The 25,409-nt window shown below is 41.0% G+C and carries 23 protein-coding genes and 1 tRNA gene; 16 read left to right on the top strand and 8 right to left on the bottom strand.

Annotated features, from left to right (window positions below; genetic code table 11):
• Positions 1 to 43: 43 nt before the first annotated feature.
• Entirely contained in the window at positions 44 to 2,542 is a 2,499-nt protein-coding gene (locus A0256_03500; protein AMR30553.1) for a hypothetical protein, read from the top strand.
• A gap of 80 nt (positions 2,543 to 2,622) precedes the next feature.
• On the opposite strand, the gene A0256_03495 is transcribed toward A0256_03500, so the two are convergent.
• Positions 2,623 to 4,026, bottom strand: a complete 1,404-nt coding sequence (locus A0256_03495) for an MBL fold metallo-hydrolase (protein ID AMR30552.1) — start codon at positions 4,024 to 4,026, stop codon at positions 2,623 to 2,625.
• Positions 4,027 to 4,301: 275 nt separating this feature from the next.
• On the opposite strand from A0256_03495, the gene A0256_03490 reads away from it, so the two are divergent.
• Positions 4,302 to 4,673: a transcriptional regulator gene (locus A0256_03490; GenBank protein ID AMR30551.1), complete on the top strand. Its 372-nt coding sequence runs from the start codon at positions 4,302 to 4,304 to the stop codon at positions 4,671 to 4,673.
• Between the two features lie 2 nt (positions 4,674 to 4,675).
• On the top strand, positions 4,676 to 6,637 hold the full coding sequence (locus A0256_03485; protein ID AMR30550.1) for a hypothetical protein: 1,962 nt from the start codon (positions 4,676 to 4,678) through the stop codon (positions 6,635 to 6,637).
• A gap of 109 nt (positions 6,638 to 6,746) precedes the next feature.
• Here the strand turns inward: A0256_03485 and A0256_03480 are convergent, their stop codons facing one another.
• Positions 6,747 to 7,493, bottom strand: coding sequence for a methyltransferase type 12 (locus tag A0256_03480; GenBank protein ID AMR30549.1), 747 nt, complete (start codon positions 7,491 to 7,493; stop codon positions 6,747 to 6,749).
• A complete protein-coding gene (locus A0256_03475; protein ID AMR30548.1) occupies positions 7,483 to 8,025 on the bottom strand; it encodes a serine acetyltransferase in 543 nt (180 codons plus the stop codon). The genes A0256_03480 and A0256_03475 overlap by 11 nt, the downstream gene beginning before the upstream one ends.
• A 150-nt stretch (positions 8,026 to 8,175) precedes the next feature.
• On the opposite strand from A0256_03475, the gene A0256_03470 reads away from it, so the two are divergent.
• Positions 8,176 to 9,456, top strand: coding sequence for a hypothetical protein (locus tag A0256_03470; GenBank protein ID AMR30547.1), 1,281 nt, complete (start codon positions 8,176 to 8,178; stop codon positions 9,454 to 9,456).
• The gene (locus tag A0256_03465) at positions 9,453 to 10,202 is read left to right on the top strand and encodes a glycosyl transferase (GenBank protein ID AMR30546.1); all 750 of its coding nucleotides are present in this window, start codon (positions 9,453 to 9,455) and stop codon (positions 10,200 to 10,202) included. Before A0256_03470 ends, A0256_03465 begins: the two co-directional genes overlap by 4 nt.
• A gap of 369 nt (positions 10,203 to 10,571) precedes the next feature.
• Here A0256_03465 and A0256_03460 read toward each other — a convergent pair whose 3' ends face one another.
• Positions 10,572 to 11,534, bottom strand: a complete 963-nt coding sequence (locus A0256_03460) for a flavonol synthase (protein ID AMR30545.1) — start codon at positions 11,532 to 11,534, stop codon at positions 10,572 to 10,574.
• 178 nt (positions 11,535 to 11,712) lie between these two features.
• Here A0256_03460 and A0256_03455 point away from each other — a divergent pair, with 178 nt between their 5' ends.
• Complete coding sequence (locus tag A0256_03455) at positions 11,713 to 13,608, top strand: hypothetical protein (GenBank protein AMR30544.1); 1,896 nt, start codon at positions 11,713 to 11,715, stop codon at positions 13,606 to 13,608.
• A 561-nt stretch (positions 13,609 to 14,169) separates the two neighbouring features.
• Here A0256_03455 and A0256_03450 read toward each other — a convergent pair.
• Together A0256_03450 and A0256_03445 are read right to left on the bottom strand one after the other, a co-directional pair.
• Entirely contained in the window at positions 14,170 to 15,030 is an 861-nt protein-coding gene (locus A0256_03450) for a hypothetical protein (protein ID AMR30543.1), read from the bottom strand.
• Positions 15,031 to 15,042: 12 nt separating this feature from the next.
• Positions 15,043 to 15,738 carry a Tat (twin-arginine translocation) pathway signal sequence containing protein gene (locus tag A0256_03445; protein AMR30542.1) on the bottom strand — a complete coding sequence of 232 codons (696 nt, stop codon included), beginning with the start codon at positions 15,736 to 15,738 and terminating at the stop codon, positions 15,043 to 15,045.
• 435 nt (positions 15,739 to 16,173) lie between these two features.
• Between A0256_03445 and A0256_03440 the strand changes: the two genes are divergently transcribed.
• The 5 genes from A0256_03440 to A0256_03420 all read left to right on the top strand — a co-directional run bounded on the left by A0256_03440 (position 16,174) and on the right by A0256_03420 (position 19,612).
• Positions 16,174 to 16,485 carry a hypothetical protein gene (locus A0256_03440; protein AMR30541.1) on the top strand — a complete coding sequence of 104 codons (312 nt, stop codon included), beginning with the start codon at positions 16,174 to 16,176 and terminating at the stop codon, positions 16,483 to 16,485.
• Between the two features lie 298 nt (positions 16,486 to 16,783).
• Positions 16,784 to 16,963, top strand: a complete 180-nt coding sequence (locus A0256_03435; protein ID AMR30540.1) for a hypothetical protein — start codon at positions 16,784 to 16,786, stop codon at positions 16,961 to 16,963.
• A 233-nt stretch (positions 16,964 to 17,196) separates the two neighbouring features.
• Positions 17,197 to 17,274, top strand: a tRNA-Val gene (locus tag A0256_03430).
• Between the two features lie 303 nt (positions 17,275 to 17,577).
• A complete protein-coding gene (locus A0256_03425; GenBank protein AMR30539.1) occupies positions 17,578 to 18,804 on the top strand; it encodes an integrase in 1,227 nt (408 codons plus the stop codon).
• A 412-nt stretch (positions 18,805 to 19,216) separates the two neighbouring features.
• Positions 19,217 to 19,612, top strand: coding sequence for a hypothetical protein (locus tag A0256_03420; GenBank protein ID AMR30538.1), 396 nt, complete (start codon positions 19,217 to 19,219; stop codon positions 19,610 to 19,612).
• 402 nt (positions 19,613 to 20,014) lie between these two features.
• Here A0256_03420 and A0256_03415 read toward each other — a convergent pair whose 3' ends face one another.
• Complete coding sequence (locus A0256_03415) at positions 20,015 to 20,434, bottom strand: hypothetical protein (GenBank protein AMR30537.1); 420 nt, start codon at positions 20,432 to 20,434, stop codon at positions 20,015 to 20,017.
• Between the two features lie 400 nt (positions 20,435 to 20,834).
• Here A0256_03415 and A0256_03410 point away from each other — a divergent pair, with 400 nt between their 5' ends.
• Positions 20,835 to 21,872: a hypothetical protein gene (locus tag A0256_03410; GenBank protein ID AMR30536.1), complete on the top strand. Its 1,038-nt coding sequence runs from the start codon at positions 20,835 to 20,837 to the stop codon at positions 21,870 to 21,872.
• A gap of 295 nt (positions 21,873 to 22,167) precedes the next feature.
• On the opposite strand, the gene A0256_03405 is transcribed toward A0256_03410, so the two are convergent.
• The gene (locus tag A0256_03405; GenBank protein ID AMR30535.1) at positions 22,168 to 22,755 is read right to left on the bottom strand and encodes a hypothetical protein; all 588 of its coding nucleotides are present in this window, start codon (positions 22,753 to 22,755) and stop codon (positions 22,168 to 22,170) included.
• Between the two features lie 697 nt (positions 22,756 to 23,452).
• Here A0256_03405 and A0256_03400 point away from each other — a divergent pair.
• The 4 genes from A0256_03400 (at position 23,453) to A0256_03385 (ending at position 25,144) form a co-directional block, all read left to right on the top strand.
• Entirely contained in the window at positions 23,453 to 23,815 is a 363-nt protein-coding gene (locus A0256_03400; GenBank protein AMR30534.1) for a hypothetical protein, read from the top strand.
• A 20-nt stretch (positions 23,816 to 23,835) separates the two neighbouring features.
• Positions 23,836 to 24,177, top strand: coding sequence for a hypothetical protein (locus A0256_03395; protein ID AMR30533.1), 342 nt, complete (start codon positions 23,836 to 23,838; stop codon positions 24,175 to 24,177).
• A 65-nt stretch (positions 24,178 to 24,242) separates the two neighbouring features.
• The gene (locus tag A0256_03390) at positions 24,243 to 24,578 is read left to right on the top strand and encodes a hypothetical protein (GenBank protein ID AMR30532.1); all 336 of its coding nucleotides are present in this window, start codon (positions 24,243 to 24,245) and stop codon (positions 24,576 to 24,578) included.
• Positions 24,579 to 24,775: 197 nt separating this feature from the next.
• Positions 24,776 to 25,144, top strand: a complete 369-nt coding sequence (locus A0256_03385; protein AMR30531.1) for a hypothetical protein — start codon at positions 24,776 to 24,778, stop codon at positions 25,142 to 25,144.
• Positions 25,145 to 25,409: the final 265 nt, after the last annotated feature.

Genomic DNA, 25,409 nt, shown 5'->3' with positions numbered 1-25,409 from the left:
CTATTTTTGGAGATTATTATAAATTTCCCTTTAAATAATTTAAATGAACAATTGGTTTAAACGTAACGGTACGCACCTGGCCGTTATAGGAATTTTCTTAGCAATATGCTTTTTCTTCGTTACGCCTGCATTTCAAGGTAAAACATTAGGGCAGAGTGATGTAATTGGTGCACAATCTACCCAAAAGGAGATCAATGATTACCGCGCTAAAGACACTACCGTTTTATGGACCAACCAAATCTTCGGCGGGATGCCCGCTTTCCAGATCTGGGCCCCTTATCCAAATAATATCACCACGCATGTGGTATCTGCTGTAAAAGCCACATTCCCAAACCCGGTTGATACGATCCTGATTCTTTTATTGGGTACCTACTTTTTATTTATCGTGCTTAAAATGAACCCATGGCTGGCAGCAGCAGGTGCCGTGGCCTTTACTTTTTCATCCTATAATATGATATTGCTGGTAGCGGGGCACTCTAACCAAGCCTTTGCGATAGCTTTTTTTGCGCCTATTATTGCCAGTATTATCCTTACACTGCGCGGCAACTACATTGGCGGCTCTGCACTAACGGCTTTTTTCCTTGCTATGGAAATTCGCTCCAACCACGTGCAAATGACCTACTACCTGATGATGGCCATCATCATATTGGTTTGCATCGAGTTATACCATGCGGTGAAAGCTAAAGCTACTGCTCCTTTTTTTAAAGCTATAGGCTTTTTAGCGGTTGCTACTTTGCTTGCCTTAGCTGTAAATGCTTCTTTATTATGGAGTACTTATGATTACGGTACAGAAACTATCCGTGGTAAATCAAACTTAAAAGCCAGCGCTAAAGAACCTGTGGACGGGCTTGATAGAGAGTATGCTTACCAGTACAGTCAGGGTGTTGCAGAGTCGGTTACCTTTCTGGTTCCAAATGCAGCGGGCGGTGGTTCTGGTGGCGAGAGCATAGACCAGGATAAAGAGATTGTTAAAGTATTTTCTGCTAAAGACGTACCTGCCGATCAGGCCGTAAACATTGCCGGTCAAATCTCCAACTTTCCGGGGCTCGGCATGTATTGGGGACCAAAGCGCCCTTCTACCTATGGTCCTTATTATTTTGGAGCCGCAATATTTTTCTTGTTTGTGCTTGGCTTATTTGTTGTACGCAGCCGCTTAAAATGGTGGCTGTTGGGTACCGTTATTTTAACCGTGCTGTTATCATGGGGCGGCAACTTCCCGTTCCTGTCAGATATTTTCTTCAAATATGTGCCATTATACAATAAGTTCCGTGCTACCGAATCTATTTTGGCAGTAACCGGCTTATGCTTCCCTATCCTGGCCTTATTAGCGGTAAACGAATTTATTACCAACCCAAACAAGGCAGATTTATTTAAGAAATTAAAGATCGCGTTTTTTATTACCGGTGGGATCACATTGATACTTGCACTTGTCCCTTCATTGATCCTCAGCTTCAGGGCCTTTGATCAAACAGAAGGTATCAGCACGCTTGCCAACGCCATGAAAGGCGACGAAGGCACCGCTAACGCTGTAAGCAGCGCTATAATTAAAGACAGGACAAATTTAGAGCAAGCCGATGCGTGGCGATCGCTAGTATTTGTGGCTATTGCTTTTGGGTTGTTATGGGCATTTACCAAACAAAAAATTAATGCTACCATTTTATCGGTTGCTTTTCTTGTCGTTATTTTGGTAGATCTTTGGCAGGTTGATAAACGCTATTTAAAGGAAGCGAGCTTTCAGGATAAAGTAGAGGCGGCGCAGGCGATAGCACCTCGTGAGGTTGATACCTTTATTATGAAGGATACCGATCCAAATTTCCGTGTTTATGATAATGGAGCCTCAATTAAATACGATCTTTTTAATCCGTTCTTCCATAAATCTATCAGTGGTTACTCTGCTGCCCGCCTAAAAAGATATGAGGAATTGATGGATAATCAATTTACTAAAAGTATTAACCAGGACGTGCTGGATATGCTCAACACCAAATACATTATTACTGCCGATCAAAAAACAGGCACCTCTAACATGCGTGTTAACCCTACAGCGTGCGGCCATGCCTGGTTTGTAAAGAGTGTTAAGTATGTGAAAGATGCGGATGAAGAAATGTTGGCTATCAGTAGCTTCTCCCCAAAAAACGAAGCCATGATAGATGGCAAATACAAAAGTGTTGTGGAGGCTAAAACCCTTGGTATCGATACAAACGCTACCATCAAATTAACCAAATATAATCCGGACCATTTAACCTACCAATCCAGCTCTGCTGCCAATCAGGTTGCCGTGTTTTCGGAAATCTACTACAACAAGGGATGGAAAATGAGCATCGACGGTGTAGAGCAACCTTATTACCGTGCAGATTACTTGCTGCGTGCAGCCACGATCCCCGTAGGTAACCATACTATTCAGTTTGATTTCCACCCGGCATCTTATTATACCGGTGAAGGAATTTCAATGGCGGGTTCGGTTTTACTGGTGCTTGCCCTGGGCGGTGCCTTATTTGTTGAATTTAAAAAGAGAAAACCAGAGGTTGCTTTTAAGAAAGCTTAATAGATATCTACTGATACAAAAAAAGCGATGAGCATTACGCTCATCGCTTTTTTTTATGGATACGGTAGCCATGGCCATAGCTATTCCAATACTATTTTTTCGTGCTGATAAGGTATTTCAATGTTTGGGAAACCGTTCTCTTTTAATTTTTCGGCAAAGTGTTGCTGTACCTCGTATTCGCCATGTACCAAAAACACTTGTTTAACCAAATTAGGATCCTGGCAGGACAAAAAATGCAGTAAGTCTTCGTAATCCCCATGGGCACTCATGCTTTTGATAGATTGTACCTCGGCATTTACCTGGTATTGGTCCCCAAAAATATAGACTTCTTTTTCACCTCTTGTTAACCTGCCACCTAAAGAATTTGGTTCGGCATAACCCACCATTAAAATGGTGTTCTTTTGTTCGCTGATGTTGTTTTTGATATGGTGCTTAACGCGGCCGGCTTCTGCCATGCCCGACGAAGAAATGATCACGCAGGGTCTTGCATCGTCATTTAACGCTATTGATTCTTGCGTGGACTGAATAAATTTTAACCCTTTGAAGGCAAATGGATCAGCATCTACCTTCAGCACTTCCTTTACATCTTTATTATATACTTCCGGGTGGTCTTTCAGTACCTGCGTTGCCTTTTCAGAAAGTGGGCTATCCACATAATAGCTTAGATCGGGCAGTTCGCCTTTTAATTCCAGCGAATTAAGCGCATACAATAGTTCCTGGGTACGGCCAACGCTAAATGCCGGGATAATAACTTTTCCTTTTTTTTCCTCGCAGGTGTGTTTTATAATTTCCAGCAATGCATCTTCAATAGGACCAATATCTTTATGCAGGCTGTCGCCGTAGGTCGACTCCAATAAAATATAGTCGGCCTGCGGAAAGGTTTGCGGGTTTTTCAGCAGCAAATCGCCATAGCGGCCAACATCCCCGCTAAAAGTAATTTGGGTTTCTTTGCCATTCTCCAATACGGTGACATGTACGGCAGCACTGCCCAGCACATGCCCGGCATCTGTAAACTGAAATTTTATACTGGGTGTAATAGCATATTCTTGATGATAGTCCACTATTTTAAATAAGGCAAGGGCTTTGGTCACATCATCTTCTGTATACAACGCATCTAAAAGCGGCTCATTCTTTTTTGCGCGGTGCTTATTACTGTATTCCACATCCTGCATCTGTATCTTGGCAGAATCCATCAGCAAAATCCGGCACAGGTCCATAGTGGCGGCGGTACAAAAGATCTGACCTTCAAATCCTTCAGCAACCAGCCGTGGGACAAGTCCACAATGATCAATGTGTGCGTGCGACAAAATAAGGTAATCCAGTTTGGTAGGATTAAAGCCAAAATGCTCGTTCATATCATCGGTTTGCTCTCCAAGTCCCTGGAACATACCGCAGTCTAATAAAACGCTTGTACCGTCTGCTAATCTGAGTAAATGCTTGCTGCCGGTTACATTACGGGCGGCGCCGTGAAAGGTTATTTCCATGGTAATTGGTTGTGGCTATTACAACCAAACATGCGCATAAAAGTTTAGATAATTGGTAGATGTGGCGCAATGGATACGCATAGCGATGTCGGGGTGAGTCAGCTCTAAGAGCGATATCCAAGATTTAGCCACACTTAATATGCAAGCTCTTTGCTCGGAATTATAGCATGTCACTCTCAAAATGCCTTAGATATTAAAAAACTAAACATTTAGTTGGAAATTTTGTTTTAAAATTATAACTTCGTTCAACTAGTAAGTTAGTTTATTTTATTGTTATGGAAATTAAAGATTTGACCCGTGCTGAAGAGCAAATTATGCAGGTGCTTTGGCAACTGAAAAAGGGGTTTGTAAAAGATGTTTTAGATGTTTTGCCCGAGCCTAAGCCGGCATACAACACGGTATCAACCATTATTAGGATTTTGGAAACGAAAGGTTTTGTTGGCCATACAGCGTATGGCAAAAGCCACGAATATCACCCGGTGGTAAGCAAGGATCAATACCAAAATTTTGCCGCCGATAAGCTGCTTAGCGGCTACTTTGATAATTCGGTCAACCGGATGCTATCCTTTTTTGTGAAGAAAGAGAAAATTGACTTAAAGGAGGCCGATGAGATCATGAAACTGATTGAAAAACTTAAAGACAAATAACGATGACCTGGTGGAATTATTTATTGCTGGTAAATATTTACCTCACCCTGTTTTATGGTTTTTATGCGTTGCTTTTACGCCGCGAAACATTTTTTCAGCTAAACCGCATTTACCTGGTAGGTGCGGCTTTGCTGTCCTTTTTTATCCCATTGGTACAATCCGATTGGATAAAGGATCTTTTTATTACAAAAAAGGTGCAGTATGCCGTTTACGGCACAGGGAGCGAAATTAATATCACAGCATTCGCACCTATCGAAAACAGCGCTTATACGTTTGGCGAAATCCTGGTTATGCTTTACCTGGCTGGGGTAGTTGTTTTGGCCCTGCGGTTAATGTGGCAATTTGTTCAGCTGCGCAGGGTAATTAAGCAAACAGGGCCTTCGGTTCCATATTCATTCTTCAACAAAATTAATGTGGATGACGATACGGAAGCTAAAGACGTTATTTTGGCGCACGAAGAAGTCCACGCACAGCAATGGCATTCCGCCGATGTCTTGATCATAGAGGCGGTAATGATTCTCAACTGGTTTAACCCGGTGGTTTATTTATACCGCTTTTCTATCAGGCATATTCATGAATATATAGCCGACCGGCAGGCTATCCAGGCGGGTAATAATAAGGCAGAATATGCCCTGTTGTTGCTTAGCCATACTTTTAACACACCCGCGCATCAACTGGTTAATCCATTCTACAACCATAGTTTACTGAAACAACGCATCATGATGTTACAAAAAAACAAATCGCAGCGCATCAAGCTGTTAAAGTATGGCTTATCTGCACCCTTATTTATTTTAATGCTGGTATTATCATCTGCTACCATCAGCAACAGCAAGGCGGTAACCAGCATCAATCGAAACGCTGAAGAGTTATTTTTGACACCTGCCGATTCAATCGGTACGACGGCATCACCGGAAACTTATCCTAATGCTAACAGGCTTATTGCTCTGGAAAAGGACTCAAGTGTTGGTGATTCAACAAAAGGTAAAGTTTACAGCGCGGTTGACACGCAACCTACGTTCCCGGGGGGAGAAGCAGGCTTCGCTGCCTATCTTGCCAAAAATATCAGGTATCCAAAAGCAGCACGCGACAATAAGATCCAGGGGCGCGTAGTAATGGGTTTCGTTGTAGAGAAAGACGGTACGCTGTCTGGTATTAAAGTGATCAGGTCTGTGGAGCATAGCGTTGATGCTGAAGCAATACGCGTATTAAAGGGTTCACCAAAATGGGTTGCAGGCTCGGAAAAAGGCAGCAAGGTACGTGTGCAATATGCCATTCCTATAAACTTTGCGCTGAGTGATGAGCCGGGCGATAAAGCGAAGAAAACTGGAAAAGCAGATCAATCCGGTAAGGCTGTTCAAAAAATAGTCTTCAGCGAAGTAGAGCAGCTACCTGGTTTTCCGGGCGGTAATGCGGCCTTTGCCAAATACCTAACCAAAACCATCAGGTACCCGGCTGATGCACGCAGAAATAAAATTCAGGGCCGGGTGATCACCAGCTTTATTGTGCGCGAAGATGGCAGTATCAGCGATGTACAGGTGTTAAATGGAATTGGCCATGGTGCCGACGAAGAAGCCATAAGGGTTGTTAAAGCCATGCCCAAATGGTACCCTGGCATGCAAAACGGCCACCCTGTTAACGTAAAATATACAGTACCGATCAATTTTGCGCTGAGCGGAAAGCAATTGAACCTATTAGGTAAAACAGACAGGAACCTAATTCAGCCTGTTGATCAAACCGTAAAGGTGAACACCATAAAAACGGATGGCGGCAAAACCTTTATTGAATTGAAAGGTAAAAATAAACCCTTATACATTGTTGATGGCAAGGAAGTGGACGGCCTGGAAACGCTGAAGCCAGATGATATTGAAAGTATCAATGTACTGAAGGATGCCGGTGCCACAACGATCTACGGGGATAAAGGCAAAAATGGGGTAATATTAGTTACCTTGAAAAAGGCAAAATAAAATTTTTTATTAAAACTCTCTTATTTGAGGGAGAGGCCTAAAAGCGATTTAACTTACAAAGTTAGTTATAAACCTGCCGGCGGTGGATGCAAGATCTGCCGCCGCTTTTTTACAAACTCGCCTTAACTACAATATAAGGAGATAGTGCCTTGCTCTCTACCGGTACCAGTTTAGTGGCTACTTTACCCGCAAGCCAGATGGTTTTCATGAGTAATTTAGCTATTGCGGTTTGCTCAGATTTGTTCTCCAGCCAAACGGAAAACTTTCCATGATAATAAGCCTCAACCTTTTTTAAGCCCAAAGCTTCGCAACTGCTTTTAAGCAGGCCCAGGTCCATGCTGTTGATATTGTGCTTGTCGTAGTTCTCTTTATCAAAATTGCGCTGCACCCAGCCATTTACGCTTTTAAAGTTAGGCAGTGTAATAAATAAGGTGCCGCCGGGTTTTAAAAACTTCAAGTGCTCGCCAATGATAAATTTGGTATCGTTAAAGTGCTCTATCAACCCAAAGGAAAGCACCATATCATACTTTTCTGCAGGAATAAATTTAAAAAGATCCGCCTCTATGATTTTAATATCGCCCTCTTTCAATTCATTGGCGGTAAGTAGTTTATTTACCAGCTCCTGGTGTATAAAGTAATCCAGCAAGGTAGTGGTTAGCCCTTTGTATTTTTTGAGGTAGATGGCATAATAACCCGGGAAACCACCAAGTTCAATAGCTGTTTGGGCTTTTGTTTCGGTAATGATCTTTCCGAGGAGATCCCCAAAAACATAATTAGGCTTAATTTTAAATATCAATCCGATCCTTGATTCCCAAAAAGATTTCCAGAAGGACCGGTCAGTTAAGTTATTCTCCATTATTATTTGCTCCGCTTTGCGCGGTTGCGGTTTTGCTGTTTAACACTCTTGCCGGGTTGCCCACAGCTACACTATTAGCCGGGATGCTTTTTACAACCACGGCCCCGGCACCTATGGTTACATGATCACCTATGGTTATATCGCCAATGATACATACATTTGCGCCTATATCTACATAGTTGCCAATTTGCGGGCAACGACTCAGGGTGCCATCTGCCAGTTTCTTGTGCCCAATAGTCACTCCGTTACGCAATACGCAACTTTCGCCAATGATAGTGCCGAAATTTACTACCAGCCCCTGTCCATGATAAAAAACCAGGTTTTTGCCAACCCTTAATTTTCGCGGGAGCTCGATCCCCAGGCTCCACTCTACAAAAAAACGGTAGAACATCAGGTAAGGGAAAAGGATGATCTTGGCCACCATATTATGGTTAATAGCATTTACCAGCCTAAACATGGTAAGCACTATACGTGCCTTTACATTTCCCCTGTTGACTTTCCAATCCTGGAATATATAAGCTAAAGGGTTCATGTTTAAAAATAAGTTATCTAGCTATGCTTGCTCATCAATTTCAGCTTCTGCATTATTTTTATGCATTTGCCAGATCAATTCTTCACTGTATGAATTTAGCGTTCAAAAGTAAAATTTTTAATTTTGATATCATTATACTTGCCCCGATAAATGAATTTCCGGATGAAGGTAGCCCTGATCAATACATCTGACTCGGGCGGAGGTGCCGCCGAAGCTTGCATTCGCTTGTTAAAAGCGTTGCAGCAACAGCAGGTGGATGCAACCATGGTGGTGCAAAATAAAAACCGGAATGACCCAAATGTTTACGCTGTTGATAGAACCAAACTGGATAAGGCGCACTCCAGCTTTACTTTTTTGTACGAGCGACTGCCATTTATCGCCTTTCAGGCAAATGACAGATCTGTTCGGTTTGCATTTTCAACTGCCGGTGCAGGTACTGATATCAGCGATGAGCAGGTGATCAAAGAGGCAGATATTCTGCACATCCATTGGACTAACTCCGGTTTTCTATCCATTTCTGATCTCAAGAAACTTATTGGTTTAAATAAACCCATTGTATGGACCTTGCACGATATGTGGGTATTTACCGGCGGCTGCCATTACGCAGGTGATTGCAGCCATTTTAAAAACGAGTGCGGTAATTGTTATTTCCTGCGCAAGCCCAAACCGGATGATATATCGCACAGTGGATGGCTGCGTAAAAGCAAAATGCTGGCCGATAATCGTAACCTAAAATTTGTAACCTGCAGCAATTGGCTTGGTGCCGTGGCAAAAGAAAGCTCACTGCTAAAAGGGGCAAATATCCAGGCTATTCCCAATCCGGTAGATACCGCGATCTTCTCGCCAAAAGATAAAGCTGCTGCCAGGATGAAACGCGGGATCGGCCCTTCGAAAAAAATTATTCTATTTGGGGCGGCCAATATTGCCGATCGCCGTAAGGGTCTCAGTTATTTAATTAATGCGCTGCAGTACCTGAAAAATTATGCCGGAATGCAGGATCTGGAAGTGATGATCTTTGGCAAAAACAAAAGATTTGACACCTCAACATTGCCGTTCCCAGTACACCAGCTCAATTTGATTACGTCGCCGGCTGAAATGGCGGAGCTATACAGTTTGGCAGATGTTTTTTTATTGCCATCGGTTGAAGATAATTTACCCAATACGGTGATGGAAGCCATGGCATGCGGTACACCGGTAATTGCATTTGATACCGGTGGCCTGCCCGATCTGATTGATCACCAGGTAAACGGATATCTGGCTGCATTTAAATCTGCCGCCGACCTGGCGGCGGGGGTAAACTATGTTTTAAATGAGCACGCCAGGCTGGCAAGCGCAGCGCGCGAAAAGGTTTTGCGGGAATTCAATTTCGAAAAGGTCGCAGGGCAGTACCTGGAAGTTTATCGATCGATGTTAGGGAGGGAGCGGATATGAACCCCAAGCTTTCGGTAGTTACCATTGTTTACAACAACGTACGGGATATTGAACGAACAATGTTATCGGTATTGGGGCAAACGTATGCCGAAATTGAATACATCGTTGTCGACGGCCTTTCGAACGATGGGACGGTGGATATCATCAGCAAATACCAGAGCCGCATAAGCAAATTCATCAGCGAAAAGGACCGGGGCATTTACGATGCAATGAATAAGGGCCTGGCTTTAGCCACCGGCGATTACGTCATCTTTATGAATTCGGGCGATGAATTTTATGAAAGTACCACTGTAGAAAAGGTTTTTGTAACGGCTAGTAACGCCGACATTTATTACGGTGAAACCGAAATGGTGAATGACAAGCGTGAAAGCCTTGGGCAACGCCGGCATAAAGCACCCGACAACTTCAGCTGGCGCAGCTTTAATTATGGAATGAGCGTAAGTCATCAGGCCATATACATCAAACGTGCATTGGTTGAGCCATACGATCCGGCGTATCAATTGAGCGCAGATATTGATTGGATCATCCGGGCAGCAAAAAAAGCAAAAAAAGTAGTTAGGGTACACGGTTATGTGGCCAAATACCTGGTTGGGGGCATGTCTAAAGCCAAACACAAGCAGAGCCTCTTAGAGCGTTTTGATATTATGAAGAAACATTATGGCCTGTTCCCCACTATCTTTAATCATGCTGTCATCGCTTTTAATATGAGCTGGTATTGGCTCGTGCATCGGCGCACCAATGACTAATCTCTTGTTTACATTCGGATATTATCGATACATTTCCTTCCTGCACTACAAACCATTCCCGCTGCTATCAGGGTCTAAACTACCGATTTTAAACAGGGTGTTTCACTCCGCAAATGTGAATCGGGTGAAACACCTAAAATACTAAAAATCAATACTTTGCAGTTTTTGGTGAAACACCCGGGTTTCGGTTTTGCTTTTGCAAAGTATTGTTTATCAGTGAGTTGTTTCAATAAAAATTAAATATAAAAAAAGGTGAATCACCTGGAGTGAATCACCTCGTATAGTATGTCTGATTGAAAAAAGTTTACACTTTTATTGATTAGTACGAATTTGGCCTTATCTTTTTTACCGCAGGCAATCACTTTATCATTACTTCTTCAAACCAATTTCTCTCAACCTTTCATCAAGGTATTCGCCGGCAGTAATATCCGTGTAAAGTTTAGGGTGTTCGGCATCAATGGTGGATGGCAAGCTGGTCAGATCCATGTCTGATTTGGGATGAAGGAAAAACGGCACCGAAAAACGGGAATTCTTCATCTGCTCGCGCGGTGGGTTCACTACACGATGCGTGGTAGATTTTAGCTGGTTATTGGTTAAGCGTTGCAGCATATCGCCTACGTTTACTACCAGGTCCTCGCCGAATGCAGTAACCGGGAACCATTTATTTTCTCGGGTTAGCAGCTCCAGCCCGTCGGCACTGGCACCTATCAATAAGGTGATCAGGTTAATGTCCTCGTGCGCACCTGCCCGCACCGCGTCATCAGGTAAAGCATCTGGGTTGTCTATAGGGAAATAGTGAAGCGTGCGTAAGATAGAATTACCATGCGCTACTTTATCGTCGAAGTAATTCTCCGGCAGTTCAAGGTACACGGCAATTGCGCGTAAAAGATGTTTTCCGGCTGCTTCCAGCTTTTGGTAAACTTCTTCGGTAGTAGTATTAAATTCGGGCAATTCCGCTACAGCAATGTTGTCCGGGTAATCTGCCTTGGTTGCGGTGGTTTCAGGATCTACCTGGCCAATTTGCCAAAACTCTTTCAGATCCGGCACTTTAAAGCCCTTAGCAGTTTCTTTGTTTTTACCGGTATAGCCACGCTGTCCCGCCAGTTCAGGAAGCTCATATTTGCTTTTAACATCTTCAGGTAATGCAAAAAGGGCTTTAACCTGTTGATATAGCTTGTCCATCAAATCCTTACTTAAACCATGGTTGGTGATGGTAGCGAAGCCGGTTTCGTTAAACGCCTTACCTATGCTGTCAGAAAATTGTTTTTTATCTTCGGCCGTGCCGTTTATATAAGTATCTAAATCGAGGCGTGGGATGTTTATAGTGCTCATATGCTTTATTCAAAATGCTTTCAAAATTATTAAAAGATCGGGTAGATGTGATAGTACCGGGCCAAAAATTCTTGTTTGGCCAATGCGCTATTAAATAAGCTATAAAACTATTTATTGTTTAAACGTTTTATAGTACTCCAAGTCATATACATATAAACCTAAGATAAGTATCAATATTATGAAACTCTTAACCAAAATATACGGCGTGGCATTGCTGGCATTTATGCTGGTAGCATCCGCCCCTAAAGCCACCTTTGCCCAGGGCGAAGGGCAATATATCTCCACCCAGGATTTTTATGATGAGTTATCACAATATGGTACCTGGGTATCCGATGCCAAATATGGAGATGTATGGATCCCGGATGTAGATCAGAATTTTCGCCCCTACGTAACGAACGGCCACTGGGTGTACACCACATATGGCAATACCTGGGTATCCGACTATGAGTGGGGCTGGGCGGCTTTCCACTATGGCCGCTGGGCCTTTGATGATTATTATGGCTGGGAATGGGTGCCCGGTAACGAATGGGCGCCAGCCTGGGTAGACTGGCGCCAGGGCGATGGTTATTATGGCTGGGCTCCCTTAACTCCGGGGATCAGCTTTGATGTATCTTTCGGCAGCGACTATTATTTACCGGATACCTATTGGTCATTTGCCCCCTATGCATACATCAATTCACCTGGTATTTATAACTATTGCGTTCCATACGCCAGGGTAAGGAGCATTTATGGCCGCAGTAATTTTATCCGTAACACGTATAATTTTAATAACCGCACTTACATAACCGGCCCAAGGCGCGAAGAAATTCAACGCTATACCAACCGCCCGGTTACGGTTTATAATATCAATAATGTGAACCGGCCAAGTCGCAATACGGTCAACCGGAATACGGTTAATTTTTACCGGCCGGATGTTCGCAGATCTGCCGGAGCCCGCCCAAGCAGGGTAATAGACGGAGCCGCATATCAGCAACAAAACCCAAACCAGCGCATTGGTGGGATAGATCGCCGTAACGGTAGGGTTACACAACGTGATAATATCAGGAATCTGTCAAATGAAGCCCGCTCCAATAATCCCGATAGCAGATATGTAAGGGTTAACAATGGTGCAGGTGTAAACAATCCGGCGCAAAATAATCGACCCGGGCAACCAAATCAGGGCAATCAGCAAACAGGCCGCGGACGTAATAACGGCAGGCCGGCGGAAAATGTGAATCCTGCACAGCCAGCGCAGCAAAATGGTTCAGATCGTTCCAACAGGAATGATCGTAATCAAAATCAGCAGCAGACTGATGAGCAAAGACAACAGCAGCAACAAGCCCGCGAACAGCAACGCCAGCAAATGCAACAGCAACGTGGTCAGCAAAATCAGCAGCAGACTGATGAGCAAAGACAACAGCAACAACAGGCGCTTGAACAGCAACGCCAGCAAATGCAGCAGCAACGGGGCCAGCAAAACCAGCAGCAGACTGATGCGCAAAGACAACAGCAGCAACAGGCGCGTGAACAGCAACGCCAGCAAATGCAGCAGCAACGGGGCCAGCAAAATCAGCAGCAGTCTAATGAGCAAAGACAACAGCAGCAACAAGCCCGGGAACAACAACGCCAGCAGATGCAGCAACAGCGAATGCAGGAAAATCAGCAGCAAACTGATGCACAAAGACAGCAGCAACAACAAGCCCGCGAACAGCAGCGCCAGCAAATGCAGCAACAGCGTGTACAGCAAAATCAGCAGCAGCAAGAGCAACAACGCCAACAGCAGCAACAGGCCAGTCAGCAGCAGCAAGAGCAGCAACGCCAACAACAGCAGCAGGCCCGCCAGCAACAACAGGATCAGCAACGCCAGCAACAACAGCAGCAGCAAGAGCAACAGCGCCAACAACAGCAGCAGGCCCGCCAGCAGCAACAGGATCAGCAGCGCCAGCAGCAAGAGCAGCAACGCCAGCAGCAGCAGGAGCAACAGCGCCAGCAACAACAGCAGCAGCAAGAGCAGCAACGACAACAGCAAGATCAACAACGCCAGCAGCAACAACAGCAACGCCAACAACAGTCTGGCAGACCTGCCAGGCCGTAATTATATTTCGGTACAAGATTAATAGCAACACGGATGCGGGAAGGAAACCCACATCCGTGTTTGCGTTAGAAAGGATGCCAAATTATCGCTCGCAGTGTAAACTCACCCCGGGTTCGCTATCGCTGCCCGACCCTCTCTCCGCTCCGCGGAAAGAAGGTTGAAATAATAACTACGGATTTGTTTCCCCTCTCTACTTGTAGAGAGGGGGCAGGGGGTGAGTTACTCTTCGCCTACTTATCGCTCGCAGCGTAAACTCACCCCGGGTTCGCTATCGCTGCCCGACCCTCTCTCCGCTCCGCGGAAAGAAGGTTGAAATAATAACTACGGATTTGTTTCCCCTCTCTACTTGTAGAGAGGGGGCAGGGGGTGAGTTACTCATCGCCTAATTATGAGTATAAAACTTGTAGCTATTACATCGTGTGCCGGAAGGTTTCTTGAGACGATTTCCCTGCAAGTTTGTGGCTTATTGGCTATCCCGGTAAGAAGAAGTCATTCAAAAACCTTTATTGCACAAAAAAAGGCCCGGAAATCCGGACCTCTTCTTATTGTTGATTTTTGGAATTAGTTTACAATGAACGAGCCTACTAAAAGAGCCAACACCTGGTCTTTAGTTAATGGTTCGTCAAAAGATGCTGTAGCAACTCCTACAGATACACCTAATGCGCTAACTAAGTTAACACCACCCTGTGTAACATTTTCTTCACCTGCATAGTTACCATTAGCTGCAGCAACACCGGTATCATTACCCAATGAAGCAGTACTAACAATATATGGTTTAATGGTAGGTGTAGCGGTTGTACCAACGGCACGGTCATTACGCAATTTACGGATAGCAGATGCGTGGCGCGCTTCAACTGCATGGATACCTAAAGCTGCTGTTAATACAACCTGGTTACCCAATAATGCAGGTGCCTGGCCTTTGTAAGCACGTACACCGGTATCTTCAAATACCTGGGCTACTGCTAAAAAGGTGTCATAGCTGCTGAATACATTCGCGAAAGGGCCGTTACCTTTGTTGTTACCACCTGTAAAATCTACTGTTGGAGCAGTAACCGGGGTTGCACCCAAAGATTTAATTACGGTTTGAAGAAAAGTTACGTGGGCGTTTTCATCACCGGTAATTTCTGCAATGTAAGTGCTGTTAGCAGCCGGAATTAAGCCGCTTGTGGCAGTACCTTGGTTATAAAAGCCAGCCTCCAGATATTCCAGTGTAAGCGCAAAGTTCAACACATCAACAACCGATGAAGATGTTTGGCCGTAAGCTTTTTTAAACATGGTACCTAAGGCAAATGGCATTGCGGCTAAAGCCACTTTTGAACCAAAGCTGGTTATATTTTTGATAGCGGCACGACGAGGGTTTAATCTTTCGTGTATTTCCGGATCAACTTTTTCTATTTCGTCTATTATTTCGAATAAATTCATGGCGATGTGGTATTATTGGATTGGGTAATTAAAGTTGGTTGCGTACACTTTGGTTTTAAGGAAGCCATTTGCAGCCGCCAAAATTTCAGCAATAGTATTTGACTTATTTATACCATTTTCATCAAGCTGATCTGTTGAGGCAAAACTACCCGGCGTGATCAAATTTGATATTAATGCGGCATGTCTGGCTTCTACCGATACAATTTTACCTGCTATCGTTAGGTAATCAGCACTTTTGATCAGGTAACCTGCTCCGTCGTACGCTCTAACACCTGTGTCTTCCAATAATTTCGCTGCACCAAGTACCGAAGTACGGTCGCTAAAATTGATAGACGAAAAGTCTGTGGTTAATGTACCAATCGCTGCTGAACCAATCGCAGCTTTAAAGAAATCGCGGTGTAAAACCTCGTGATCTTTAATGTCGGTCAGGTAAGCAGTTTCTGCCGCGCTGATACCACTGTAAGGTGTAGCGATTACTTGTAAGTAAAATGCCGCTTCTAATTGCTCCAATGCGTAAGCATAATTTAGGATACCAATATCACCTGTACCGATGTCAATGTAAGAACCATCCGGATTTTTGATATAGTCTTTACTGCAAGAAGATGCACCAAGCACAGCCACCGCTGCCGCGCTGGCCCCGGCATAACGCAGGAATGACCTTCTGGCCATATTCGCTCCGCCTGTAATTAAGTTAGTTTCTGTTTTCATAAGTACTTAAGATATTTTGCTTGTAGATAATTAATTATAGAGATAAACGACGTAGAAGGGCAATTGGATTGAATCTGTTGAAAAAGTTATTAGCTGAAAACGGAGTAGCTAAAAAAAGAGTGAAAAATTTAAAACAAAATAAAAAAAGGCCGAAATGCTCTCGCAGTATTTCGGCCTTACATCTACCTATGAAAAACACCCTATGAGAAGGGTATCAATACCTATTCAAATTACGTGCCTTTGTCAAAATGCGCTTAATTAATAGGTAATGAGGCTTTTTTAGTTTTATTAGATTTCAGTCGTGGAAAGTAATGCTCATTAATTGGGGAAACTTCCCCATGGCTTATAAATTAAAAAAAAACACAATGCCTGCTCAATAGTTATCCATATGAAAATTGTGAACTACTATATTATAACTCCCCAATATTAGCCGGTATGGATTACAACGTATATTTATTGGCAACAGATCCTGGTGATCCGTGCCGGGACGTTATTCATTCAAGAGACACCCGTTTGAAGATACGCGTTTATTGCTTAAATCATGATCGCTTTAACCCGAAGGAAAGCGAGATACAACTTTATGGATACGCCCACGAAAAACTATATGCATTTGAAACTATAAATATATCGGCAGACGATGCACTGGATGTAGTGGGTGCAATTCAATGGTACGCTGATTATATAGATTTCCCGGAAATGGAAATTTTACCGGAAGACCCGCGTGCCGGGCAGGAAATAGCGATGTGATCTTAAAAAGCCGATATCTTGCATTTATTCGAAGTGCTTAATATGATTTTACTGCTCGAAGCTATTTGTAAATAATTATCTGCTACTAATTCGTAATAATGCAAAGACTTACTCACCTCGCGCGAATGACCCTTTAAACTAACTGTTAACTGATGTTATAATTCGACAAACGATTATAATAAGCTGCAAATTTACCCCTTAAAAGCTATTGGCGATATGCCATATTCACCAAAATAAGAATAAACATTAATGCCGGCTTTACCCGGCATTAATGTTTATTTAAACCCGATCGTTAATAATGGTCATCCGCATCAAACCGGGTGCGTGCATAGCCGCCAATTTTTTGAATAGCACCCGGAACCGGGTCATCGCTAAATTGGATCTCGAGATAGTAGAGTCGGTTTTTAATTTGGTACCAGGGGCAGTGGCCGCCTTCGGTAATATTTTTCCGTTCGTAATAGTGAAATTGCTTTCGTAATCCTGATTGGCAATATTTGCTGCCGAGAGGGTACGGTTAGTTCGACTGCGGGGCGATATACCTACCGATAAGCTTAAGCATGTGCCTGAAATATGAAGAGCGTAATTTTATTTAGCTGTTTTACAGAGCCTTAAAATTAATTTAAAATAATTTTTGAAGATTTGAGAGTAAACTCTATATTTGCAATCCCAAAACGACGGAGATATTCGGAAGTTTAAAGGGAAACAAAAAAGGGGAGTTTAGCTCAGCTGGTTCAGAGCATCTGCCTTACAAGCAGAGGGTCACTGGTTCGAACCCAGTAACTCCCACAAAATGGGAATTCAAAGTTCTCCAAAAGCCTGTAAATCGTATGATTTACAGGCTTTTATGTTTTTAGCCCTCCCAAATCCAACCGAGGAAAGTCAAAATTTAGGATACCTATTCGACTACCTGTTTTTAGTTTTTAACTTTGAGGTATTTAAAAGTGGCTTATTAGTCTGTAAATCATGTATTTACAAATTAAAAATTACGGTTTAAAACGAGTGTTTTTGACTGAGTTAAAGCTCCTTTAGGATCTCAAATTGATACCTGAGAACGGATCATTTTGCTGTATTTTATTAATAATCAAAAATTACATGAAAGCAACACAGTCATTCGGTATCCATTTCACAGCTCGTACCGACAAAGAAAAAGGAGGAAAATCTCCCATTTACGCCTGCATAACAGTAAACGGTAAAAAATGCTTTTTTGCCGTCAAGCAAACTGTCGAGTCAAAAAGTTGGGATGCTCGTAAAGGCGCAGCAAAAGGAAGCAAAGAAGAAATTAAAGCTATTAATAGCTACCTTGAAACACTTAAGCGGTCGCTTGGTAATATATATCAACAGATGCAGCTAAAGGGCCTGTACGTGACCGCTGAGTCTATAAAAGATGTTTATTTTAATACGGATGTTCAGATTCACAAACTCTCAGATTTATTCAATTACCACAATGAAACAGCTCTTGCAGTAATTAAGCCAACAACATTAAAGCATTATTTTGTTACGCAGCGTTATCTTTTACAATTTATAAAGCAGCACTTTAAAAAAGAGGATATCTATTTACATGAGTTGAATTATAAATTCATTCATGATTTCGAAACATTTCTATACAATCATAAACCAGTTGACCATCAGAAGCCAATCCATACTAATGGCGTGGTAAAACACATGGTAAGGATAAAGAAGATGATTGGCTTGGCGGTCAAGTTGGAATGGATAGAAAAAGATCCTTTTGCCAGATACTCTATTAAAGCACAAAAGGTCAATCGGGAGTGTTTATCTCAACACGAACTTTCAATTATTGAAAATAAAGTCTTCTATTTAGATCGTTTAAACTTGGTTAGAGATTTATTTATTTTTAGTTGTTATACCGGCCTGGCATATATCGATTTGGCCAGCCTATCAGCGGTGCACTTGGTAAAAGGTAATGATGGCGAATATTGGATCAAGACAAGCAGGCAAAAAACTGATACACCAGTGAGTACACCATTATTGCCGAAGGCTATGGAAATTCTTCTAAAATATCGCACCAACCAACGTGCCCTAATTTCCGGTAAATTATTCCCAATAATCTCAAACCAAAAGGTTAACAGCTATTTAAAAGAAATCGCTGACCTCTGTGACATAAGTAAAACAATATCGTTCCATCTTGCTCGGCATACCTTTGCTACAACCATAACCCTATCTAATGGTGTGCCCATAGAAACCGTTAGCAAAATTTTAGGACACACAAAAATTGCCACAACGCAGATATATGCTAAAGTTTTAGAGAATAAAATTAGTGCTGATATGCAAGCCTTGAAGCTAAAGTTGCTGCCAAAATAAAACAAACAAAAATGTTCAACAGCAGATAGTGTGCTTCATGGCAGAATGAAACCGACAAGCTCGAAATTATTGATTATCAAATGATTTGATTACACCACATAGAACTGGGTGTGACTTTAGGCATTTCTGTAACCACTAAGGCACTATTGCCACTTGCTGGCTTTATATTTGGTGTCAATGCTTCTCAGAAATAATAAAAAAATAGATTTTGAAGGTAGTCGGTTACATTTTTTTAGAAAAGTCGCCACAATAGGTTTTTGATTGTCTATATTGAATAACCCTCGCCTAGCTTTTTTGCTTTTTTCACCGATTTTGCCGCTATACTATCGGTTACTCGGTAATGCAGGCAGAACACCGGCACAGGTTATGAAACAATTGTGGAATTAATCTGGGGGCGTTCAATTAAATCTAAATGGCAAGGCTCAATAACTATATTTTATTGTTTATTACAAACGTATTCTGTTATGGCTGCAATAAAATTGCAGATGATAATAGGCTCCTATTGGATTATTCATTCCATAGCGGTTGGACGCATTCATATTCCCTAAAAGTTTATGCCAATCATAGAGCTTATTTGATTAAAAGTGTATCAGGGGTTAACAGTCTCTACATTAACAATCAGATAAATACGAAAGACTTAGAAGAAATTATAGGTAAATTAAGTGAATCAACAGTTCACAAGAAATATGAAGATACTCATATACAAGACGCGCTGTCATTTAATGCTATAGTTTATTATGGTAAGGATAAAGCTTCAATCTATAATGTCTATGGAAATAAGTATCCTGGCTTATTGAATGCAATTTGACGTTATGCAGATGCCTCGTTAAAACGTAATGGCTGGTATAAATTGAAGGATACAACTATAGTATTTGCTAATTTACCCAACTTTAATATAACTCCTAAAATAGATGCGAATATCAGGTTTTTGCCGCCGAAATAGTAAATGAAGTTCAGCCACATTATTCTGACAGAAGTCTTTTAACATCTTGTTAGTGAGCATCTTGTCAATTAATTGGCTATCCTATTGCAAAGATCTAATCAACCTTCTTTAATTAGATCTTTGCAATACCTACTTTTAAGGAATAAATTGAGTATGATAAGTGAACCTTCAGTGAGTGAATTGCCTAGATACCTTTTAAGAAATTGAACTATCGCAATTATGGTATATTTATGAACAACGCCTGTTTCTTGAACCGGTTAGTTTGTTCTACGGTTGGAAGAGTTTCAATCCATAAAATTTGACCCATACTAAAAATAAAACTCCAATGGTGACACCACTTGCTCCATAATAAGCATCAATTAGGTCAGGAATGTTCAGAACGAACACCCAGGTTTCAACAAGAAAGTTAAGCCCCAAGATCATACCAGCCAATGCTATTATATAGCGAAATGGGACACCTAAAGACAGCCATATAAACGAAAATATTACTAGAGTACTTAAGCTAAGTGAGAAGTTGGACACATGAGTATAAAACTCCGGAGCAATGGTTAAAAAAAAAGGTAGCCGTAGAGAAGGCACATTGCGTCCAAAAAATAAGTAGAACGTTACAAGCTCAATTAAAATAAAAGCAATTGCTGCTGGAATGGTAGGCACAAATGTAATCTTTACATTTTTCGTTTCAGTCATCACTCATGAAATCAGTGAAAATTACGATTTTAAACCAATATTATTAACTAAAAAGCCCACTAGGGCTTTAGAACTATGCCGATTCGTAACTGCAGCTATAATGTAATAAGCAGCTCGTTGAGCTTATGTGTTATTCTTTGTAGTTTACTATTAGATAACTACCTTATGACTTCTCAAAAGGCAACCAAGCTGAGTAACTATCAAGTAATAGAATCAGTTAGGTTTAATCATGCTGCCAATACTAGTATTTACATCAAACTTATTCGTTAATCTGATTATTTCTTTAAACCACAACTAAGTCACAACTTTTACTATTATTTTCACAATCGAAGGACCGTTTTCAACAGAAACGAAAGATGATGTTATTTGTAGTTAAGTTTGATCAACCAAATACATCTTTATGAAATCAGACATTTTCAAACTAGTAATCTTAAATTCGGTTTTGTTAGTTGTTCTCTTGTGTCCAAGCTGTAAAAAAGATGTTGAATTACCTAAATCCTTAACACAGACTACGAACGAGACAACACCTTTAGCAACAAGCGCATTATCAACCATTAATTTGGTTACTACGTTAGCAGGTGTTAGAAATACTCCAGGTTACGCCGATGGTCCGGCTCAAACTGCAATGTTCAATGGAGTATCAGGCATTCAGTTAACATCTGATGGAACGTTATACATTGCAGATAAAAACAACAACGCAATCCGGAAACTGACTGCTGGAGGTATTGTCTCAACGCTTCCGCTTAAGACTACAGGAGATTACCCTCTGCAAAGCCCTACTTCCGTAGGGGTAGATAATATAGGAAACGTACATGTACTAAGTTACCTTGTAGATCAGGAAGGGCTGTTCTATATATTTAACAATAAAGGCAACCTTTTAACTGGCTATGGCCTCCAGTATATAGCATTTGGCGCACTGGCTAAAGACCCTTATGAAAATTTTCTTTGGTTTTCCATCCACAACAGTATAGGAAAACATGTAATCAACGCTGATGGCTCTACAGGTAAAGATTATATCCCTTATAACAACAATCTACTTACTGATGATGAGCAAGGAAGAGGTCAAAGTTTCCGTGGTTTGTTTGTTGGCAGGAACCGTGTAATATATTTTGCTATTGGACCTCGCTTATTTAAATATACACCTTCAGGAACAACTGCCCAATTGTTTCCAAATCTCGCTTTAAGTAATATCAGTAGTATTGTCTTAAATGCAGATTGTCGTACAATGTATCTTGCCAGTGGTGGTAAAATTGTTAAGATTGAAAATGGCAAATTGAGTGTATTAGCGGGTCCCAACACTCTAACACCTGACGGTCGTGATGGCAAAGGTGCAAACGCTGACGTTCATGCCAACAGCTTAGCTTTAGGTGATAATGAAAATAGCCTTTATTTCTCGGATTATAGCACAAATACTATTCGAAAGATCATGCTTAAATAAATACGTTGACGCTATTTAAATAGCAAATCTTTTGTAGATCGAACCATACCAGATTGATTTTGCACTTTAAGTATTTAAATGAAGGTTTCATCTCCTGTAAAGTCATCTCAGTTTTAAAAGGTACTCTGACTACTTAAAAGGAAACCCAGAAAAGAGCCTTGCTATTTTATTTAACTGATATGATATATTCAGCGGCACATTGAGCTTGTGAAGCTGCTTTAATGATTAATGTTTTGTCATTCTTCAATGCTTTTAACCAACCCTGAATGTAGGCTGCACTATTATCAAATGTCGGTTAACCAATGCCAGTTATGGCAGACAGGAATGCTGCAGTCATTTCAGCGATAAGTTCTACCTTAGCATAGTCACTTTTACCAAAGCCATCTGATTGCATAAGCTCTTTTCTGTTCAATCTGTTTGTATGGCCGGTACTGTGTGCCAGTTCATGGAATAATGTGTTGTAATATTCCTCATTAGATTTTGATAATTTAAGGCTTGGTACGACAACGGTATCAGTAGATGGTCGGTAGTATGCATTTATACCATTGGTGTTGATAGTCGGCTTATTAGGCATTTCAGCAATGACATTTTCACATGCTTCGATCTTTTCGTATTCACTTCGTTGTTCAAACTCGATGTAAGGGAAATCAATTCCTTCTGTTTGTGCAATGTTAAACACTGTGTAGACTTTAGGAACCATGATGGTATGAGCCTTTGATGGTTCGTCAACAATTGGTTGAGGGCTGTCTGTTCCGGAAATTTTAGAATTGATTGTTGCCCAGTAGATGATCCTAATACCTTTCTCACCTTTCTTGATAGCTCCTTTAAGATGTGCAGCTTGCTTGAACGTGATGTAGTAGGGACTAGGATAACCTTTAATCATCGAATGAAAGTTAAGTAAGAAGATGTTCCAGCCTCTGTAATTTACGTTGGTGGTGATGTTCTTAGGTAGTCTGACTCCGTTCCAGGGACACTGCCAGATGATTGTGCCTTCTTCTAATGCTTCGATTACTGCATCTGTTACCTATTGGTAGGTGTCCTTAAATGATGCTTTGTCTGTTGACTTTACTGTAGTAGTACCATGTTCTTAATGATTTAGTTGATAAATAATTAGTTATGGCAGCCACTGCAGCCTGGAAGACGGAATAAGTGCAAGGTGGAGATGAACAAACTTTTAGGACATAAAATAAATGGGCAAAGCTTGGGCATAGTAGGTTTATGCCGTGAAGGCTCTAAAGTTTTGGTACTATCTTGGAGGATGAGTACAGGAGGGCTGGACACCGTTTCCGGCTGAAATGGCTAACTTTACTTGCCAGTATTGGTTATTTTATGTGTATTTTTAGCTATTTGCAGCAGAATAGAACCAAGTTTAGATATTAGCTTCTTTGTATTCAGTTTACTATAGATTTGTCAAGATACAATTACACTATTCTATACTTCCCGCCGATACTACGTTGAAGCTATTGACGCTTCGTTTCCAATCATATTATAATGTTCTTGGTTTTACTATTATACAGTAATTCGTCTGTGACTTATTAGATATCTGGTGTTATCGTCAAATGTAATTACGGTTGATTTTTATGAAAACGATATTTGTTCAAGACTCCGATGAGGAGATTTTGTATATTCTTACTGCCATTTTAGAAGACGCTAATTACAAAGTTTACTCCTTTGAAGAGTGTAATAAAACATTTTTCAGCTTGATATCTCTTCACAAACCTGATCTAATCCTACTGGATTTTAAGTTAAGTGGACTCGATTGCATAGATGCCCTTAGAGAAATTAAAACCTCCAATAGTGAAATCCCTGTAATAGCTATCTCTACTAATTATGATATCCAGGACCTATGCAGTCAATTCGGATTCGACGATTATCTGCTAAAACCATTCGACTTAGAAACACTTTACAGCACGATAATCCGAAATCTTCAAGTAATAAACTAACAATTAACGGCATAAACAATATGGAAAAACACGATGGCAATATTGTTGAATATGTTGTAAGAAAGAACGGATTTAGTATAACTGAACTAGCCGTAGCCGCAAATGTAAACAGAAGAACAATTTACAATTTGTTTCAACAAAGGATTTTAAAAAAGGTATTTATTCACAGAGTAGGTCAGACAATAAGGCATGATTTTTCCAATGAGTTTCCAGAACACTTTACCAGGAGTGATTTTACATTTAACGCTTGGGATGATAAAACTGTGATTATTATTGAGAATCCACTGGTCGACGATGCTAATAGTTGGAAGGATAAGTATATTGCTCTGTTGGAGGCTTACAATCTGTTTCTCCTAAACTAAGCATTTCAACTACACCACTAACTAAATCGTCCCAAATCACGGTTACGCAACTATATCAATTTAATATGTCAGGAGTTAATAAAGTTATTCTATTCGGTCACATAAAAGGTAAACCGCTGTTTGAGGCAGGTCAAAACAATCGATGTAAGCTTTCATTCGAACTTACAACAATAGAGAAGTATAGAAATGACTTACAACATGCCGAAACTCATCATATAATAATGTACAACTACGTTGGTTTTTCTGCCCATACTGTTCTCTTGGATGGCATGCTGGTATATTTGGAAGGCTCTGTAAATACTATAAATTTTGTAGACGAGTTAAACGTTAAACGACACGAAACTAGAATTCAATGTTCGACTTTCAAAATATTATCGCATGCTCAGATTCCAGCCGCATAAAACTGTGCGATTGCTACGCATAATACCACCTATTGGGCAAATATATCTACAGTGATCATTACAGCAAATTAAACAAATGCACCACTTGCATTAAATCTAATTAAATATAAGCTCAACAAATAAGGTATTTTTACTCATTCCCTGCTAAATTGACTACTGGCCAACAAATTGCATACAACAATATTCAATCAAAGTGAATGGATAATCATAAAGGGCAAGTAGTAGAATATATAGTACGAAGAAATGGTTATAGTATAACCGATCTAGCTACCGAGTTGAATGTTAATAGAAGAACAGTCTATAATTACTTTCAAAACTCAAATCTTAAATATGACGTTATCTACAAAATTGGTCTGATCATTAGATATGATTTTTCAAAAGAATTTCCTGAGGTCTTGACGTGTAATGAGTTTGAGATTAAAAACCGTCAAACCCAAAGTCTTATAACTGTTGACGAGATGAAGGCTAACGCTGAACAATGGAAGGACAAATACGTCCAGTTACTTGAGGATTATAATGAAGCGTTGAGAGCGCGAATTTGGGATACAGTAAAGTCCGTTGCTTAATTATTAATTATTTTGCTCGTTAAACTAATTTTTAATGAATTGTGTGTATGAAGATAGCGGAATAGTAGCCGGGTGGTCTTTAGTCAATAGTAAAAACTTTCAGCCCCGGTTTTGAAGCCGGGGATTATTCTATCTTATTTTGACATATGCTGGCTGTTGTCGGTTTAGGGATAGCAACTCCTAATATTATTTATGATCATTCGATGATTGATAATTTAGTTTGCATATCCACTTAAAATCTCCATATTATAGATTAAAAATTAAA

The organism is Mucilaginibacter sp. PAMC 26640, from assembly GCA_001596135.1.
Taxonomy (GTDB): domain Bacteria; phylum Bacteroidota; class Bacteroidia; order Sphingobacteriales; family Sphingobacteriaceae; genus Mucilaginibacter.
This window is presented reverse-complemented; position numbering and strand designations above follow the sequence as displayed.